At 50.2% G+C, this 18,480-nt stretch carries 17 protein-coding genes and 1 riboswitch; of the genes, 14 read left to right on the top strand and 3 right to left on the bottom strand.

All coding sequences use genetic code 11. The annotated features are described in order from the left end of the window. Positions 1-2: 2 nt before the first annotated feature. The 13 genes from REC12_RS25640 to REC12_RS25700 all read left to right on the top strand — a co-directional run bounded on the left by REC12_RS25640 (position 3) and on the right by REC12_RS25700 (position 13,831). Positions 3-1,295, top strand: a complete 1,293-nt coding sequence (locus REC12_RS25640; protein WP_308899143.1) for a GAF domain-containing sensor histidine kinase — start codon at positions 3-5, stop codon at positions 1,293-1,295. After that, positions 1,296-2,687, top strand: a complete 1,392-nt coding sequence (locus REC12_RS25645) for a sigma-54-dependent transcriptional regulator (RefSeq protein WP_308899145.1) — start codon at positions 1,296-1,298, stop codon at positions 2,685-2,687. Between the two features lie 418 nt (positions 2,688-3,105). Beyond that, positions 3,106-4,986, top strand: coding sequence for a Sec-dependent nitrous-oxide reductase (nosZ, locus tag REC12_RS25650; protein WP_308899147.1), 1,881 nt, complete (start codon positions 3,106-3,108; stop codon positions 4,984-4,986). Positions 4,987-5,044: 58 nt separating this feature from the next. Further along, complete coding sequence (locus REC12_RS25655; protein WP_308899148.1) at positions 5,045-5,626, top strand: hypothetical protein; 582 nt, start codon at positions 5,045-5,047, stop codon at positions 5,624-5,626. Positions 5,627-5,807: 181 nt separating this feature from the next. Next, entirely contained in the window at positions 5,808-7,238 is a 1,431-nt protein-coding gene (gene nosD / locus REC12_RS25660) for a nitrous oxide reductase family maturation protein NosD (protein WP_308899150.1), read from the top strand. Then, positions 7,231-7,848, top strand: coding sequence for a heme ABC exporter ATP-binding protein CcmA (gene ccmA / locus REC12_RS25665; RefSeq protein ID WP_308899151.1), 618 nt, complete (start codon positions 7,231-7,233; stop codon positions 7,846-7,848). Before nosD ends, ccmA begins: the two co-directional genes overlap by 8 nt. A gap of 16 nt (positions 7,849-7,864) precedes the next feature. Further along, complete coding sequence (locus REC12_RS25670) at positions 7,865-8,731, top strand: ABC transporter permease (RefSeq protein WP_308899153.1); 867 nt, start codon at positions 7,865-7,867, stop codon at positions 8,729-8,731. Positions 8,732-8,744: 13 nt separating this feature from the next. Beyond that, a complete protein-coding gene (locus REC12_RS25675; RefSeq protein ID WP_308899154.1) occupies positions 8,745-9,224 on the top strand; it encodes a FixH family protein in 480 nt (159 codons plus the stop codon). Between the two features lie 233 nt (positions 9,225-9,457). After that, complete coding sequence (locus REC12_RS25680; RefSeq protein ID WP_308899155.1) at positions 9,458-9,913, top strand: c-type cytochrome; 456 nt, start codon at positions 9,458-9,460, stop codon at positions 9,911-9,913. Positions 9,914-9,934: 21 nt separating this feature from the next. Further along, positions 9,935-10,390, top strand: coding sequence for a QcrA and Rieske domain-containing protein (locus tag REC12_RS25685; RefSeq protein ID WP_308899156.1), 456 nt, complete (start codon positions 9,935-9,937; stop codon positions 10,388-10,390). Continuing rightward, positions 10,387-11,739: a cytochrome b N-terminal domain-containing protein gene (locus REC12_RS25690; protein WP_308899158.1), complete on the top strand. Its 1,353-nt coding sequence runs from the start codon at positions 10,387-10,389 to the stop codon at positions 11,737-11,739. The genes REC12_RS25685 and REC12_RS25690 overlap by 4 nt, the downstream gene beginning before the upstream one ends. Before the next feature lie 55 nt (positions 11,740-11,794). Beyond that, complete coding sequence (locus REC12_RS25695; protein WP_308899160.1) at positions 11,795-11,920, top strand: hypothetical protein; 126 nt, start codon at positions 11,795-11,797, stop codon at positions 11,918-11,920. 573 nt (positions 11,921-12,493) lie between these two features. Continuing rightward, a complete protein-coding gene (locus REC12_RS25700) occupies positions 12,494-13,831 on the top strand; it encodes a methyl-accepting chemotaxis protein (RefSeq protein ID WP_308899162.1) in 1,338 nt (445 codons plus the stop codon). 94 nt (positions 13,832-13,925) lie between these two features. Here REC12_RS25700 and cobS read toward each other — a convergent pair whose 3' ends face one another. From cobS to cobT, 3 genes are read right to left on the bottom strand one after another with little or no spacing between them, the layout of a single operon-like run. Further along, complete coding sequence (cobS, locus tag REC12_RS25705) at positions 13,926-14,663, bottom strand: adenosylcobinamide-GDP ribazoletransferase (RefSeq protein WP_308899164.1); 738 nt, start codon at positions 14,661-14,663, stop codon at positions 13,926-13,928. A gap of 6 nt (positions 14,664-14,669) precedes the next feature. After that, complete coding sequence (gene cobU, locus REC12_RS25710) at positions 14,670-15,299, bottom strand: bifunctional adenosylcobinamide kinase/adenosylcobinamide-phosphate guanylyltransferase (protein ID WP_308899178.1); 630 nt, start codon at positions 15,297-15,299, stop codon at positions 14,670-14,672. A 48-nt stretch (positions 15,300-15,347) separates the two neighbouring features. Continuing rightward, the gene (gene cobT / locus REC12_RS25715) at positions 15,348-16,427 is read right to left on the bottom strand and encodes a nicotinate-nucleotide--dimethylbenzimidazole phosphoribosyltransferase (RefSeq protein WP_308899166.1); all 1,080 of its coding nucleotides are present in this window, start codon (positions 16,425-16,427) and stop codon (positions 15,348-15,350) included. Between the two features lie 114 nt (positions 16,428-16,541). After that, a riboswitch (cobalamin riboswitch) is annotated at positions 16,542-16,716 on the bottom strand. 274 nt (positions 16,717-16,990) lie between these two features. On the opposite strand from cobT, the gene REC12_RS25720 reads away from it, so the two are divergent. Continuing rightward, the gene (locus REC12_RS25720; protein WP_308899167.1) at positions 16,991-18,289 is read left to right on the top strand and encodes an acetyl-CoA hydrolase/transferase family protein; all 1,299 of its coding nucleotides are present in this window, start codon (positions 16,991-16,993) and stop codon (positions 18,287-18,289) included. The last annotated feature ends 191 nt before the right edge of the window (positions 18,290-18,480 follow it).

Raw genomic sequence — 18,480 nt, forward strand, 5'->3', positions numbered from 1 at the left:
TTATGAAAGCGGAAAACAGTCAACTTAATCAGCGGGTTTACCAAGCGCTGATCAAGCTTAATAACTTCATGGGGTTTTTCCCCAACAACTTAGAGGCTAATCTGGCCTTACTCGTCAAGGAACTGGAAAAATTACTGGCCCCCTGCCAGGCCGACTTTTGTTTGCGTCAAAGGAACTTTACCGCGCTTTTTGGCGAAGTTCCCTTCAGCGGAGAGCGCTATACCCTCTGTCAGTCCGAGGGTTGTTGGATAGAAGATCACGTCTTGCCGATTATTGTTCAGGACTTGAGTGCGGAGGAAGGGTGTCGGAACCATCTTGTTCCGCCGGGTATTCAGTCTTATGCCGGGATTCCGATTATGGAGGAAAATGAGGTGATCGGGGTCCTGACGCTTCATCATCCGCAGAAGGACTTTTTTACGCGCGAGATCCTGGAGGTTCTGCTGGTAATGGCTAATCTGGCGGCCATTGCTATTCACCAGTGGAGGCTGGTCACTCGCTTGGAAAGAGAAAAAACTGAACTGCAAGAGGCGAATCGGGAAATTAAGGAGTTAGCCCGAAATTTGGCTCAGAGCGTAGATGAATTAAAAAAGACGCAGAAACAATTAATCCAGTTGGAGAAGCTGGCCTCCGCCGGCCGCTTAGCGACGGATATTGCCCATGAAATTAACAATCCGGTCGGGATTATTGTTTCCAGCGTCGAATGTATGCTTTTGGACGGGGGACCTGCTCTGTCCGAGGAGTTCAGGAACGATGCCCGAGTGATCCTTGATCAAACAGACCGGATCAGCAAAATAACCCGTTCTCTTTTGTCCTTTGCCAGGCAGCCGGTTGAGGAAAAAAGTGCTGTCAATCTCAATCAGATTATTGAAGAAACCGTGGGACTTTTTAGCAAACATTTAGGGAAAAAAGGCATTTCCGTCCACCAGGATCTGCAGAAAGACCTCCCCTTAATCTTAGGAAACAGCAATCAGGTTCAGCAGATTCTGGTCAATCTGATTAGCAATGCCGGTGATGCCATGAGCCAGGGCGGCAACCTTTATCTGAGAACGAAATTCCGAGGCCGGAAGCTGCTTGTGGAGGTTGAGGATGAAGGATGCGGTCTTGCTCCGGAGCAACTGGAGAAGATTTTTGATCCTTTCTATACAACCAAAGGCAAGGGTGTTGGAACAGGCCTGGGCTTGGCGATTAGTTACAGCTTAATTGAAGAACACGGAGGGGAAATTGACGTGGCGAGTAAAGAGGGGGAAGGCACTTGCTTCACAATTGCTTTTCCCGCCGGTGAGTTGGTGAGCTAAATGACGAAGATCTTAATTATTGATGACGAAATCGAGATGGCTCAAAATTGCCTGCGTTTATTAAAACCTCTCGGTGTGGAAACCTTGACAACGACGAGTGCTAAACAAGGCTTGGACCTGGTCCGAAGCGAAAAGCCGGAGGTTGTGCTGACAGATTTGATGATGCCCGATCTGAATGGTCTGCAGGTTTTGGCAGCGGTAAAAGCCTGGGATGCCGAGATCATGGTGATTATGATTACCGGCTTTGGTACGGTCAATTCGGCTGTGGAAGCGATTAAAGGCGGGGCCTATGATTTTATCACCAAGCCCTTTTCCGGGGAGCAGCTGCGGGTGACTGTGGAGCGGGCTCTCAGTCAGCGCAAGCTGAAAGAAGAAAATACCCGTCTCAAACGCCGGCTGGAAGCGCTGAGCTTTAGTGAGATGGTGGGGCAGAGTTCGGAGTTGTTAAAAACTTTTGAACTGGTCAAGAAAGTGGCTCCCATGGATACCAATGTTTTGATTGTAGGGGAAAGCGGTACGGGTAAAGAGCTGATTGCCCGCAGTATTCACCGGCATAGCCGGCGCAGCCGTCAACCCTTTGTGCCTGTGGATTGTGCGGCTTTATCCGAGGAATTGCTGGAAAGTGAACTCTTCGGGCATGAACGGGGCGCTTTTACCGGAGCGGCGGGCACAAAAGCGGGACTTCTGGAGGTGGCCGACGGCGGAACCTTGTTTCTCGATGAAATGGGAGAGCTTAGCCCTAAATTACAAGTCAAGCTTCTGCGGGTGCTCCAGGAAAAAACCTTCCGGCATGTCGGCGGTACTAAGCAGATTGAAGTTGACGTTCGTTTTGTTTCAGCCACAAATCGGGACTTGCTGGAGGCCATTAAAGACAAAACCTTTCGGGAAGAGATTTATTACCGCTTGAATGGCTTGACAATCGCCTTGCCGCCGCTGCGCACCCGCAGAGGGGATATCCCTTTGCTGGCCAAGCATTTTTTAGAACAGTTTAATGCCCGGAATGACCAGGCGATTAAGTTGGGCCGGGAGGTTCTGCCCCTGCTGGAGGGGTATGCCTGGCCGGGCAATGTCCGGGAGCTTAAAAATGTCATCGAAAGGGCGGCTATTTTGGCTGAAGAAGGGATGATCGGCTGTCAGGATTTGCCGCCTGAGATGCTCAGAGATTCAAGGGAGTCGCTTCAGGAGGGGCAAGGGTTTGCTTGGCCCAATGACGGCCTGGTTCAGGGGTTCAGCGAAGCTAAAGAAAAGTGGATTGCCGTTTTTGAGAGACGCTATCTGCAGGAGCTTTTGCAGCATCATCACTGGAATATCAGCAAGGCTGCCGCAGCGGCGGGAATTAACCGTAAAACCATTCAGCGCTTGCTGGCCAAATATCGTCTTGATCAAGAGTAAGGCCGGCAACGGCACAGGACTTAAGACTTAAGCGGCTTAGACGAAATCAATGGCATCTTGAGCAGGGATGCTGAGACATTGATGTCCGAGACATTCGTGTCCCAATTGGGGGCATGAATGTCTTTTTTTATTTCCAAAGGGCCGGAGGCGCCGGAGATGTGAAGATTGTGTGAAGGAAAAATGATAGTTTTGTTGGCATTTAATTTGCAATATCCAGGAGCTGGCGTTGAATCTGGGCCTTAATCCGGGGAGAACAAAGGGGGTGGGTTGAATTTGACCTGGATCTGAAGGGAGCGAGGTATAGTTTATACCCATTAAATTACAGGGGGAAAGCTTACTTAGCTATTTCTTACTAGTGAGAATTAAGGCAAAGCTCCGGAAACTAAGTGACAGAGAAGAACAAAAGGGGGATGTTTAGTTGGGAGTTCTAAAATTCGGCCGTTATAAAGGAATAGCCATTGCCGTAATCATCGGCCTTCTGATCGGAGTGGCCGGCGGCAAGTTTACCTGGGACAGTACGCCAGCCCAGACGACGGCCCAAGTAAGCGCTGCGTCGGGTGGATTTGTGCCTCCCGGACAATTGGATACGGATTACATGTTTGCCTCCGGCGGACAGGCCGGAACGCTGATTACTTACGGCCTTCCTTCCATGCGCATCATTAAGACGATTCCTGTGTTTGCCCCGGATGCCCGAACGGGTTTTGGTTTTACTCCGGAAACCAAGAAAATGCTCGGGGATTTAAGCTGGGGTGACGCCCATCATCCGACGATGAGCCAAACTCAAGGAACCTATGACGGCAATTTTTGTTGGATCAATGACAAGGCCAACAACCGGATTGCTCAGGTGGACCTGCGGTCCTTCACGACAACCCAGATTTTGAATGTTCCCAATCTCATGGGTTTGCACTCTTTATCCACAGATCCGGACAGCAAGTACTTATTCACTGCTTCGGAATACAGTGCCCCGGTTGTCGACGGCAAGCCGAATTATGCTCCGCTGGAGTCCTATAAAGACAGCTATTACGGCATAGTGAGTGTTGTCGATACGAATAAGGCGGGTGTGCAGGCCGGCCAGTCCGGGAAGATGAATCTGGATTATGAACTGATCGTCCCGCCCTATGATTATGATCTTGCTTCAGTAGGGAAGGGAGCCAGCGCCGGTCTGGCTGTGTTTACGGCTTACAACTCGGAAGAGGCTTCGACAGATCTGGAGAAAAACTCCGCCAAATTCGACCGCGACCTGACTCTGGTGATGGATTACAATGCCGCGCAGAAGCTTATCGATGCGGGCCAGCAGGATGCCGTCATCAATGGGGTTAAGGTTATCGATCCGCGCAAGCACCCTGGTATCGCCTACCTGCTGCCGATTCCCAAAAACCCGCACGGCGTTGATATCAGCCCTGACGGTCAGTGGATCTGCTATTCCAGCAAACTTGATCCGGTGGTCACAGTGGTCAGCACAGAGAAGCTGAAAAAGGCCATTGCCAATCAGGATTATGCTACGACCACCTGGGGGCTGCCGGTGATCAAATACCAGGATGTGCAAGAGGCTCAAATCCCGGTGGGGGTTGGTCCTTTGCACACGCAATTTGATGATCAGGGGTATGCTTACACCAGCCTGTTCGTGGAGAGTGCCGTAGCCAAATGGCAGCTGGGCACTTGGAAAGTCATCGATAAAGAATCCGTCAACTACAATGTCGGTCATATTGCTGTGGCCGGCGGAGACAGTATGCATCCTTTCGGCCATTGGCTGGTGGCTTTGGACAAAATGTCTTTAAATCGCTTCCTGCCGGTGGGGCCGGGCTATCCTGTGACGGAGCAGCTTTTTGACCTCTCGGGCGGAGCGAAGATGAAGCTCATCAATGAAGTTCCCAGCGACCGGGAGCCTCACTACGCTTCGATCATTCCGGCCAAGCTTATGCACCCCTTGAGCATTTATCAGAAAGATGCTTCCCGTCCCAACTCTATCTGGTCGGATGATCAGGCTAAAGTTGTCCGCAACGGCAAAGACGTCACAGTTTATATGGACGTTGTGCGCAGTCACTTGACTCCGGATCAGATTGAAGTCAATCAAGGAGACCATGTGACCATGTATATCACGAATATTGAACAGCAGCCCAATGTCAGCCACGGAATCGCAATTTCCGATTACAACATTAACGCGGCGGCCGACCCGGGCGAAACAACACACATTGAATTTACCGCGGATAAAGCGGGAACGTTCCCTTACTACTGTACGGATTTCTGTTCCGCCCTGCATGAAGAAATGATGGGTTATCTCTTGGTTAAACCGAACTAGAAACGTTGGCGAGCCGGGGCTTACTCCGGCTCCCACTTCAAGGAAAGGTTGTGGTGACGTGGATAAGCGTTTACTGCCTAAAAGGGCACTTACCCTTGGGGCTGCGGTGGCTTTTGCTTTGGCCATGGTCAACAAGCTTTGGGGAATGGTCCTGGTATCTACTTTTTATTACAACGGTTTAAAGCTGAATATTTACGCGACGAAGGCAACGGGGGATTTAAGCGAGCTTAATATCCTCAATCATTATATTGGCATGATGAACATTGACAACAGTCTGCCGGAGTTTCGCTGGATTCCTTGGGTCTTCGGGCTGATTGTGCTCTTGAGCCTGGCGATGGCAATTTGGCCCAAGCGTCAGGTGCTGATCGGCGGCACCGTGCTTACTCTCGTGGGCCTGGGAGCAATGGGCGGGGATTTTTATTATCGCCTTTATGAATACGGTCATGATTTTGTGGCGGATGCCCCTATCCAGGTAGCTGGTTTCACTCCCAAGATTATGGGGCATTACATGCTGGCTAATTTTGATGTCACTACAGGTTTTGGCTGGGGAGGGCTCTTTGCCCTGCTGGGGGTGGTACTTTTGCTGCTTGCCGTCTTTCAGCAGCCGGAAAGAGAAGCGGAAGGGGAACTGAAGACCTGAGAATTGGAGGGTGTGAGTTAAGCGATAAAAGTTTAAGCGATAAGAGTTCAGGTGATAAGTGTTAAGCGTTAAGTGTCAAATGTTACGCCTGCATGGTGGACTCGTTTGTAAAAGCAGAAAATTGAAAGCCTTGGAAATTGGACACGGAAGGCCTCAGAAGGGCAGGAAAGGAGGTGGTTCAGTGGCAGGAAATCGGAAATGGAGCGCCTGTTTGTTGTTAGGGGTGTTCACTCTGCTTAGTTTAGGACTGGGGAAACCTGCCCTGGCCCAGGGAGCGGCAAGTACTCAACTCACTGTCGGGCCCCAGGGAGAGTATTCGGACATAAAATCCGCCGTGGCTGCGGCTCAACCGGGCCAAACGATCAACGTGGAACCGGGAGTATATCGGGAGCGCCTGAGCATCAATAAACCTTTGACCTTACGGGGTCAGGCAGGGGCAATCCTGGATGGCGGCGGGCAGGAAACGATAATTTTAATTACGGGTACTCAGGATGTAACGGTTTCCGGGCTTAGCCTGCGCAACAGCGGCGGTCCGGCCACGATACCTTATGCGGGGGTTAAGGTAGTTCAGTCCAAGAACGTGACGGTAGACCAGGTCAAAATGAGTGACATTGAGCACGGGGTTTATTTGGAACAGAGCAGCCATTGCCGGGTCACGAATAACGAGATTTCCGGCAAGGTCAATCTCCTCCCCGAAGATCGAGGGGATGCCATCGGGCTTTGGAAATCCGATCACAATGTTTTCAGCAACAATCACGCCTGGAATGTCCGGGATGGGATCAAGTTCGAATTTTCCACCTTCAATCAGGTCAGCTCCAATCAGTTCGATCACTTGCGCTATGGTCTCCACTATATGTATTCCAATGACAATACCTTCGACCATAATCTCTTTGAAGATGATGTGGCAGGCGCCACCCCTATGTACTCCAAACGAATTCAATTTACGGATAACATTTTTGTCCATATGCCCGGAGAAAGAGGGTACGCTATCCTCCTGCAGGATTCGGATAATTGCGTCCTTAAAAATAATCTCATTATGCAAAGCAATGTCGGTTTGCATTTCGATCATAGCAATAACAATGTCGTGGAAGGGAATACGATTCTTAGCTGCGGCGTGGCGATACGCGTCTTGGGAACTTCTACGGAAAATACCTTTGCCGGCAATAAAGTGGAGGACAATGTGGTCCAGGTCAGCTCCGACTACCAGGCTTTACCGAACATCTGGTCGCTCCAAGGGCGCGGCAACTACTGGAGTGATTATAAGGGCTATGATTTCACGGGGGCTGGAATCGGGGCTTTGCCCTATAATTCCCTCAATTATCTGGCCAAGGCCGTTTATGAACAGCCGCTTTTAGAGCTGTTTGCCGACAGTCCCGGAATTCAAGCCTTGAGTCAAGGGCTGCAGATGTTTCCTTTGTGGCAATTGCCCGGCATCCGGGATCAATACCCGCTGCTGCATCCGGCAGCGCCGCCTGAAGAGTGGCGTCCCTATTTGAGCAGTGCCTCCGCCGGAGGGAATCCCGTTTGGCTGGCAGCTTTATCTGTGGCCGCCCTCCTGGCTGCCGGGGCTATCTTGAGGAAGGGCTGGCGAAGGAGGAAAAATCATGCTTAAACTCAGGCAGGTGAGCAAAGCTTATGGCAGCCTGATGGCCGTAAATCGTGTTTCTTTGGAGATTCCGGCAGGTCAGATTTGGGCTTTGTCAGGTCCCAATGGAGCGGGAAAAACGACTCTTCTCAAAATTATGGCCGGGATTTTGCAGCCTGATCAAGGCCAGCTTTTTCTGGAGGATATTTCGCCCGGCGAGAGTAAAAAGGTGGTGCGCTATGTCCCTCAGAAAGCGGGGCTTTATCCCAATCTGTCGGTGGGGGAAACGCTGCAGTTTTTTGCCGCTTTGTGCGCAGCCGAGAACCTTGAGGAGGTTCTGGACCGTTTTCAATTGACTGCTCTCCGGCATCGTCTTCTGCGGACACTTTCCGGGGGACAGCGTCAGCGGGTCGTGGTGGCCCAGGCCTTTTTAGGGGAGGGGCGGCTGCTCTTGCTGGATGAACCGACGGCCAATCTCGATGCCGATACTTCGGAGCGTTTGCAGGAAGAACTGCGCCGGTTTACAGGCCGTGGAGGAAGTGTAGTCCTGTCCAGTCATATCGCCGTTGATTTGGAGGAAGGACTGATCACGCGCCGTGTGCTGATGAAGGATGGCGCTATCGAGGGGATTCTGTAAGAAAGGGGAGGATGCCATGAAAAGAAAGAATCTTATGATTCTGGCGGAAAAAGAATTGCTGGAGGCCTCCCGCAACCGGTTAGTTCTTGGCTTTGGAGCGGTTTTTTTTGTGCTGGCCCTGACGCTGTCCATTATTGGTTTTATTTCGCCCGGGGCTGAGGACGTGCAGTTCAGCCGTGTCGGGGTCAGCTTGCTCAACCTGGTTGCGCTGCTTGTGCCGCTTATTGCACTGCTGCTTGGTTCTCAAGGGTTCGCGGGGGAATTCGAAGATGGGACGATGGAACTCCTGCTGACCCAGCCTGTCGGTTTGGCTGAGATCTGTCTGGGACGGATCATGGGGCAATGGGCAGCCTTGGCTGCGGCCCTCTTAGCGGGTTTTGGCGGCTCGGGCCTGGTCCTGATGCTTCTCTCCAGCGACCGCCGCGTGCTCCCTTTCCTGGTTAATTTGGGAACAGCTCTGAGCTTAGCTTTGATTTTTCTGATCCTGGGTTCGCTGGTTTCTTTGCAGTCCAAAAATCGGCTCAGTGCTTTATTTACGGCCCTGGCACTCTGGTTTGGGATGGTTATTCTTTACGATATCCTGGTGGTTCAAGTCTTAATGATTAGCAGCGGTTCGACAAGTATGATTTTGCTTTACGTTTTAATGGTCCTCAATCCCAGCGATTTGCTGAGGATTTTAGCCATCCGGCTGACAGATCTGAAAGAACTGTTCGGGCCGACAACGGAAGCTATGGCCGCTTTGCCGGGGTTCCAGGCGCCTGCGGCTGCGGTTTTGGTCTGGCTGGCCTGGGTGTTGGGCCTTTACTGGGCAGTGGTGCGAACCCTATATCACCGGGTTTATAAAGTAGCGCATGCCGCCAAGGCAATCCTGGCGGCTAAGTAAAGGGGGATGGATTATGAGAAGAACGTGGATTGAGCGGCGGAGTCCGGCTGGGGGGAGAGCGGGGCGCCGGGGGGTGGGTTTGCTTGGCGGTCTGCTTTTAGGCCTGACTTTTAGTTTGGCTCTGACGGGCTGCGGCACACCCCAATACCAGTTTGAAAAAAGTCAGAATCAGGAGAAGGTGGCTTTGGCTATCACGCCTTATCCGCAAACGAGCCTCACGCCTATCCATTATACTTTGCAGGTGTCACGGGACGGGCAGCCGGTCCAGCAGGCCGTTGAGGTGGAGTTCAAGATGCCTAAAATGGATATGGGTTCGCATGTCGTGCAGGCCCAGCCCCAGGGGAAAAAAGGTCTTTACACCTTAGAACAAACTCTGAGTATGCCGGGTGATTGGCAGATCCTCGTCCGAACCGGAGGGGAAGAATTTGCTTTCGACACTGTGGCCACCGCCGGTCAAGCTTCGGCTAAGGCGATGGACGGAATGAAGGAGTAATTTCGAAGGTTGGATCAGTTGGATCATCAGTGATATTCCGCGCTTTGGGTTTAGAAGTTCTTACTGAAAGAGGATTGGCAATTTTGGCCCCCAATAAGGGAGAGACTCGGGAATTCATCACAGTTAAGTTTCGGGCGGATAGGGAGAAATGGCTTATTGGGATCTCAGGAGAGATTTACAGTGAAAGAAGCTTAGATTGAAAGAGATTTATATTAAAAAAGAGGAGGAACTTGATGATGTTGAAAAATCGTTTGTTTTTAGGGGTTGTGCTGAGTGTTGTTTTAGTAACGTCGGGCTGCGGCGCGCCGGCTGCCAAGACTGAAACGGGTGGAGCTCCGCCTTCGTCCTCCTCCGGGGGCACTGATCAAAGTTCCCCGGTAACCTCTCAGCCGGCCACGCCCTCAGCTCCGGCACAAGCAGCGGTCACAACGGCCCAAGGCAGTCCTGACCAGGGGAAACAGCTCTTCGACAGCAATTGTGCCAGTTGTCATGCCCTTGATGATCAGAAAATTGTCGGGCCGGGCTTGAAAGGAATCTACAGCAAAAGCGCCCTGCCTAATGGCAAGCCTGTGAACGATGCCAATCTGACGGAGTGGATGAAAACCGGAGACGCTCAGATGCCGGGCAACCCGGCCTTGAGCGCCCAGGACGAAGCCAATATCATCAGTTATCTGAAAACCTTAAAATAACGAGCGGTGGGAGGTTGGAAAATGTCCAAAGAGGAAAAGGCTATGCCAAGGCGAAAATTTCTCCAGATAGGGATCGGCGGCCTGGGCGCAGTGATTGGTTTGAGCTATGTCGGACTGGCGGGAGATTTTCTCCTGCCCGCTTCGGCCAATGCTCAGCAGCTGCAAGAAGTAGGGAAGGTCAATGATTTCACGGTAGGTGTTCCTAAGCTGATGGTATATAAAGGAAGCGGGGGCGAAGAGGGGATGTATGTTACTAACCTCGGCGCTGAAGGTTGGCTGGCGTTGGATTTTCACTGTACGCATTTACAATGCGCAGTAAATTATGAACCCTCTATGAAGCAATACATGTGCCCCTGTCACGGGGGGGTTTATGATTTGAAAGGCAATGTTCTGTCCGGCCCGCCCCCTAAACCTTTGGTTAGACGGGTTGTCCAAGTGCAGGGCGATTCCGTGTTTTTAGGAGGGAGGCTGACGTGAAGCAGTGGTTCGAAGAACGTCTCCATTTGAGTAAAGGCCTGGCTTCCCTGTTTGATCACCCAGTGCCTAAACGCAGTAGTTTCCTTGATTACTTGGGGTTTGCTACCTTATTTGCCCTTATCAACCAGGCTGTCACAGGTATTCTGTTAGCCACAGTGTATACACCTTCAGCAGAAGGAGCCTATGCCAGTATTAAGCTCATACAGGCGACCCCGGTGGGTAACCTTGTCCGTTCTCTCCATTCTTGGGGGGCCAACTTCATGGTCGTACTTATTGTCTTGCACCTTCTGCGGGTCTTTTATGAAGGGGCTTACAAGCGTCCGCGCGAATTGACCTGGGTCATGGGAGTAGTTCTTCTCATCGGGACGCTTGGTTTAGCTTTCACCGGCTACCTTCTGCCCTGGGATCAAGAAGGATACTGGGCGACGGTGGTCGGATCTGCGATGGCCGGTTATGTCCCGTTGATAGGGAATTTCTTGGTTGAGTTTCTGCGCAAAGGAGCTCAGGTTACGGGAACTACATTGACATTCTTTTATTCTGTGCATATGTTGATGCTGCCGGCTTTAATTCTCTTGGCTTTTGTGCCTCATTTTTTCTTTGTCCTGCGGCAGGGTATGGCCTGTACGGACGAACTTGGCGAAGCCAAGAAACGGGGGGAAGACGTTTCGGAAAATTCTTTGCCGTTTTGGCCCAATGTTGCTTTTCGCATGATTTTAGTTGTGATTTTTGTAGGGGCGGCCATGTGGATTTTAGCAGCGGTATATCCCAAAGGCCTTGGAGCACCGGCAGATGTTTTGAATAAGAGCCACTATATTCCGGAACCTGCTTGGTACTTTTTCGGCATCTATCAAATGCTTAAGTACTTTCCCGGTTATCTTGATGTTTTGGCAATGGTAGGTCTGCCGCTTATCTTCTTTATAGTTCTCTTTGCTCTCCCTTGGCTGGACCGTAATCCCAGCAGAAAGCCGCGTAAACGCCCAGTGGCCTTGAGCGTGGCTGGAGTTTTAGTGGTCGGTTTGGTGCTGCTTACCTACCAGGGAATGGCCTCAGTGCCCAAAGCTCTGGCTGATAATGGCGTGATTGCACACCCCAGCTTTAAGAAGGACATTGAACCTGTCTTTCAAAATCAGTGTCTTACTTGTCATGGAAGTGCCAATAACTACCTGCTGGACAGCTACGCCGATGTGACAAAGATAGATGTCATCCCCGGCAACCCGGACGGTTCCAAATTGATTCAGAAGCTGGAAGGTACCGTAAAGCCTCAGATGCCAATCGGTAAGGAGCCCCTTAGCCCGGACCAAATTAAAACGATCCGCAATTGGATACAGGACGGGGCTAAAAACAATTAATTGCTCCGGTTTGGCAACCCGTGCTTACCAGCCTTAAAGACTGGAGAAGGAGAGATTGCTTCTGTTTGACGAAAAAGCGGGTAACGGGGCTGTTATGAGTGGGATGGATTACGTCAATTGGCATGGAATTTATGACCAAAATAAAGCGCTTGCTCAAATGCAGGCTGATGCAATCAGCTGAAGATTTAGCATTTTCAAGGTTTACTCGGGTTTGTTTTTTATGTCATGGGGACTTGGTCGGGAGCCAAGTCCTCAATCTAGCCTGTTTTCTATACAGAGATCCTTTAGTCGGACTGCTTCTGTTCTCTAACCTAGGCATCTTGGGAGGTCTGACTATAGTTTCGGAAGTGGAGAGTGTTGAACCAATCTTTGAGGAAGCAGTACTTCTCAACTCAATAATATAACCTATGGGGGGAACGCTTGTTCCTCCTCTTTTTCAGCCCCTGCCAGGACGAATTTACATTGGAACAAGGAGATGAATTCTAAAAATTATATTGAAGCCAAAAGTGCCTTCAATATAATTTTTAGGGTAATTGCCAAAAGTCAAGGCTTGTTAGGCCAAAATTTATGCATTACACTCCGACATCATTTCTATAGCCATAGCGTTGGCTTTTGATTTGGTAAATAAAAGACCACTTTCAAATTGCCTCTGTTTGGAGAAGAAACGATTTAAGCGAAACTCCCCAGGGCATGAAAATAGCCCTCGGAAGATTTTCCGAGAGCGCATTTAATTATTCAAGGAGGCCAAGTTTCTATGGATGATTTCATTGAAAAAGCAAGCCAATTCTTTCTAAGGCATGTCTCCGTCGTCCGCTGGTGGTTCAATCTGACTTTGGCCGGCAAACTCATACTGGCTTTTTGCATCAACGCTGCCATTACCCTTGCCGCAGGCGGATCAGCCTTTTACCTGGCAAACTCCGGGGTGGAAATCTCCAAACATCTGCCCTTGGTCCTCACCCTGATGCTGGCATCAAGCGGATTTATCGTTCTCTACGGAATATACATAGCTTTTCTTACCTCCAGGCCCCTGAGAAGGGGAGTGGAATTCGCCGAAACGGTGGCTCAGGGAGATCTGACTCCACAGATGTCGTGCCTAACAGAAAGAGATGAAATAGCAGACTTATGCAAAGCGTTAAATATGATGGTCGAGAATTTTCGTTCCCTGGTCAGCAGCATTGCCCAGGGTGCCGACGTTTTCGCGGAATCCTCAGGCACTCTGGCCGGGCGCGCGGAGACCACGGTCACGGCGGCTCAACAAGTGGCCTTGGCGATTAATCAGGTTGCCGAGGGATCACAGAATCAGGCCGTCAGCGTGCAAAATATCTCCCACGCGATTCAGGAAATGAGTGTGGTGATTCAACAGATTGATCAGAGTGTCACTCTGACCGGCCAAGCATCTCAACAAGCCTTGGTCATGGCGGATGAGGGTGATCGGGCGATCAGCAAGACTGACGCTCAAATGCAGCAAATCCATAAAACCGTCTCCGGAACCGGAGAATTCATCTCTCATTTAGGCGAAAAATCAGCGTCTATCCAGACGATTGTGGAAACGATCAAGGCCATTTCCGATCAGACAAACCTGCTGGCCTTAAATGCCGCGATTGAGGCAGCCCGGGCCGGGGAGCACGGGCGCGGTTTCAGTGTTGTTGCTGAAGAAGTGCGTAAACTGGCTGAGCAATCCGCTCGGTCAACTAGGCAAATTGAACAGATTATTCATGATATTAAACGAAATGTGGAGCAGGCGATAACCAGCATGAATGTGGAAAAGGAGGTTGTGGAAAGCGGTAGCGGGATTATCCGAGAAGCAAAAGAATCTTTCAGCAGAATTAAGGAAAGCACTAAAATCGTCAACAGACAGATTGAGGCAGTATCTGATTTTACGCGCAAGCTCGCGAAGAACTCAGAGCAAATTGTCAGCGAGATTGCCTTGGTTGCCACGATCAGCGAGGAGATAACGGCCCAAACCGAGGAAGTCGCCTCCGGTAGCGCGGACCAGATGACGTCTATGCAGGAGATCAACGGTTCCATCAATGAACTCTCTTCGGCTGCAGTCGTCCAGCAAAATACGGCACGCAGGTTTAAGCTCGCTTAAGAAAACCGAGGCTTTCGCCGCGATCCTTTTAGAATGCTCTTTGCTTAAAAAATTGCAAACCACAATTAAGCGCTCAAGAAGGCTGAGAAAATAGTTATTTTAGGAAAGGAAAGGCCACTAGCAGGCATATAACTTCGGAGATCTCAATCATTGCTCCGTAGAGGTCGCCGGTCAGCCCGCCTAAAAGGGAGGAGATTTTGCAAGCCCAGAGAGTTACGGCGATGACGCATACTCCCCAGGTAATCAGTCCGGCATAGCCGGCGAGAAGGTAGGAAACTCCCAAAACTAGGGCGCCAGCGATAAGAAAAGGAATCCAGCGGGTGATATCGTGAATTCCTTTGCCCAGACCTTGAGTGCGGGCATAGGGAAAGGCGATAACCCCAATTTGAAATACCCAGCGGGAAAGCATAGGCATAAGCAGGAGGATTGAAAACTGGGAGGGAGCCAGGCTGGCCAATAGGGAGAATTTGAGGAGCAGCAAGCCGATCAGGGCCATGGAAGCATGGGCGCCAACCCGGCTGTCTTTCATGATTTCCAAGATTCGTTCAGGAGTGCGTGCGGACAGCAGTCCATCCATGCTATCCATGAAGCCGTCAAGATGGAGCCCTCCCGTAAGCATCAGCTCGGCGACCAGCAGGAGAGCCCCCAGCGCCAAAGGGGGAAAAAAGGGGCTCAGGCCCTTGGCCAGCAGCCAGAGGACGCCTCCAATAACAAGTCCGACTAAAGGATAATAGCGGTAACTCAGGTTGAATTCTTCCGATGTGACCTCAACCTTGGGTGAGGGCAAAGGGATTCTTGTTAAAAAGGTAAGGGCAATCAGAAATCCGCGCATATCCGATCACTCCTTGCGCAAGGAAGAGAGCAAGGCCTCACCTGAGCGTTTGATTTCCATGGGGAGACCGGCTAAAACCCAATAAACCTTATCGGCGTACTGGGCGAGAATCTGATTGCTTTTTCCTGCCAAATCGCGATAAGTTCGGGCTAAGGGGTTGTCCGGCACAATTCCCTGGCCTACCTCATTTGTGACAAAAATGACTTGGGGCTTTATTTCCTTGGCTAGCAGGGCCGTTTCTTGAACGATACTTAAGATTTTAGGTTCAACTTGCTCAGCCATGGGGTGGTCGTTAAGAGGAGCTGGCGAAGCTGTGTTATTGGCAGAGTCTGTTTGCTCGGCCAGGAGAAGATTGGTCAGCCAAAGGGTGACACAATCGAGAAGAATGACTCCGTCCTTGTCGCTTAACTGGAGCAAAATATCTCGAATGTTGAGCGGTTCTTCGATCAACTGCCAGCTTGCCGGCCGCTGCTGTTGGTGTTTTTTTACCCGGTAAGCCATCTCTTCGTCCCAGATTTGGGCAGTAGCAATGTAAGTAACGGGACGGTCAGGCAAAGCAGTGTGTGCAGCTAAAAGTTCTGCAAAACTGCTTTTGCCGCTGCGCGATCCCCCGGTAATCAGGGTGAATTGAGACATTAAGTTCACCGACTCCCCTCATTGTCTGGCTGAAGGGGACACAATAGGCTAGTTGGATTTTTCACTGACCCCTGCGTCCCCAAAAGTTGCCATTTCATAAAGTATGTGCAGGGCAGCTTCAACGAGTTGAAAGGTTAAGGCTGCGCCCGTTCCTTCGCCCAGCCGCATATTGAGATTAAGCACCGGATCTAATTGGAGAGCGGCCAGAGCTTTGCGGTGTCCGATCTCAACGGAGCCATGGGACGGAATCATATAGTCTAAGCTTTTGGGAGCTAATTTAGCGGCAATTAAGGCCCCCGCTGTTGAAATGAAGCCGTCGATAACCACGGGAACATGGCTTGCGGCGGCTTGAATAATGCTGCCGGCAATTGCGGCGATTTCCAAGCCGCCTACTTTCCTCAGGACATCAAGACCATCCGTTACATCGGGCCGGTTCACTGCGATTGCTTTTTCAATAACTTGCCGTTTTCTGATGAGTCCCTCATCATCAATTCCGGTTCCGCGCCCCACAACGGATTTGACAGGGGAATCTGTCAGGAGGGCAACGATGGCCGAGCTGGGTGTGGTATTGCCGATGCCAAGATCTCCGGTTGCTAAAAGGTTGTATCCTTCTTGAATTTTCTCCTGAGCGACTTCCGCGCCCACAAATAAGGCCTGCAAGGCTTCAAGCCGGGTCATAGCCGGACCTTTCGTCATATTGCGGGTTCCGTCAGCCACCCGCTTGTGGAGGCAATTTCCTTCAAGGGGAAAGGCAACTCCGACATCCGTGCAAACCACATCGGCCTGGGCTAGGCGAGCCAGGACGTTGATAGCAGCACCGCCATTGATAATATTATACACCATTTGGGGAGTTACTTCTTGAGGAAAGGCGCTGACTCCTTCTGCGACGACTCCATGATCGCCGGCCATTAAAAGTACGGTTTTTTTCAGGATCTGAGGCTGAGCGGTGCGCTGAATACCTCCCAACTGTTTGGCCAAATGTTCTAACTGCCCGAGACTTCCCTGTGGTTTGGTCAAAGAATCCAAACGTACTTGAATTTGAGTCATGGCCTCTTCGTCAAGGTCGGAGATTGAGTTGACAAGAACTTGGAGTTGGGCATAAAGCTGATCTTCTGTTAAGTTTTTCACGTGGAATACCCTCCTTAATAGTTTAGAATGGTTTTTGAATAAAATAAAAGTCCCCACCACAAAGAACTTTGTGGTCGGGACTTTACCTTCGTCACCGACGCTTCCCGGCTGGGGAAGCTGTCAACATTTCAGGCAGGTCTCCTGGCTAACGAATCATCGCCGGTTCGCAAACCTTCCCAACAAAAGCCAGTGGTTTGCGAGGCTCATCGCCTACAGTGGTGGGTCCGCGTCGGTTTTAAGCCGCACTTCCCTATTCTCCCCGAAGGGCACCTAAAATGGATTAATTTAGATTAGCTTATCATACCTTATCATGAATCTCAAGAGACGAAAATTAATCAGACTGAAAATATGTATAATTCCATGAATTACGAACTGAAAATCCGAAGTGGTCCTTTTCTAGGGAATTACTCCTGTGCGGATAAACGCTTGCAATAAGAATATAACATTCTAAATAATAAGAATATTATAAAAACAATCTTGACGCTTGGAAGATTGCTGAGTATGATTAAGTTAAGGGATTTCATTGACATATTGAGATCAGAGATGAATGTAGGGGGGCTAAAATGTCAAAGATTAAAGATCTGTACCAAGAGAAGCTAACAACGGCCGAGGAAGGGATTAAATTAGTCCAGGATGGAGATTTCCTCATCGTGCCAACAGGAGTGGGAGAACCTCCGGCGCTGTTGACAGCTCTGTCCGAACATCGGCGGGAGTATCACGACGTTAAGGTTTGTCAAATTCTTCCGCTAAGGAAATTTGGGTACCTTGACCCCGAAACAGTCGAGAATGTTCGCCACCTGGCGTTTTTCTTAGGAGGCCCCACGCGGGCAGGTGGTCAACAAGGGTGGATTGATTACATCCCCAGCTACTTCAGCGAAATGCCCAGAATGTTTCAGGACGGTCTTTTTTCAGCGGACACAGTCTTTGCCCTTGCCTCACCCATGGACGACTTTGGCTACTTTTCCATTAGTTTGGGAACGGATTATACGATAGCTGCTATCGAAAAGGCCCGCACTGTCGTCCTCGAAGTGAATCCTAACGTTCCCTTTGCTAACGGCAACAATCTGGTCCATATTTCCAAAGTCACGGCTGTCATCGAAGACGATACTCCTTTGACTGAAGTCGGATTGCCCACTATAGGGCCTGTCCAGGCTGCCATCGGAAAATATGTGGCGGGCTTAATTGACGATGGTTCAACGATTCAGATTGGGTTTGGAGCTATCCCGGATGCTGTGGTTATGCAGCTTACCAATAAACACGATTTAGGGATTCATACGGAGATGTTTGGGGACGGAATTTTAACTTTGATTGAAAGTGGGGCAGTTACCAATCTCAAGAAAAATTACCTGCCTGGAAAAGTTGTCGCCACCTTTGCTCTGGGTTCCAAACGCCTTTATAATTTTATGCATCGTAACCCACAGCTTGAAATGCATCCCGTTGATTTTACGAACGACCCTTGGCTGGCAGGGAAAAATGACAATTTAATTTCCATCAACGCCTCTATGCAGGTGGATTTCTTAGGTCAATGCTGCTCTGAGAGTATGGGCTGGACACCTTATAGTGGTACAGGCGGGCAAGCGGACTTTGTACGGGCTGCCAATCGTTCTAAAGGCGGGAAATCTTTTATTGTGCTGCCAGCAACAGCGAAAGACGGGAAGATCTCACGTATCACGCCGATGTTAACGTCCGGATCGGCTATTACGACCTCCAAGAATGATGTCAATTATGTTGTGACGGAATATGGTGTTGCCCAGTTGCGGGGCAAATCTGCCAAGCAGCGGGCCCAAGCCCTTATTGCTATAGCACATCCGGATTTTCGAGAAGAACTGACGGAAGCCGCTAAAACTATGAATTTAATTTAAGCATTGTGATCTAATTGGCAAGCCTGATTTTTTATGGCTAGTTTGAATTAATACTAAGTTGCATATAACATATTAGATACTATCCAATCCCAACCTGTAATACTCCTAACTCTTAGAGGATCATTTTCTAAACTTACCAGTGTATCGCACAACCGCAACTCAACGTGTTTTAGGGTGTTAAACAACTCATT

Origin of the sequence: Candidatus Desulfosporosinus nitrosoreducens (assembly GCF_030954495.1) — a bacterium.
GTDB classification, from domain to species: Bacteria; Bacillota; Desulfitobacteriia; order Desulfitobacteriales; family Desulfitobacteriaceae; genus Desulfosporosinus; species Desulfosporosinus nitrosoreducens.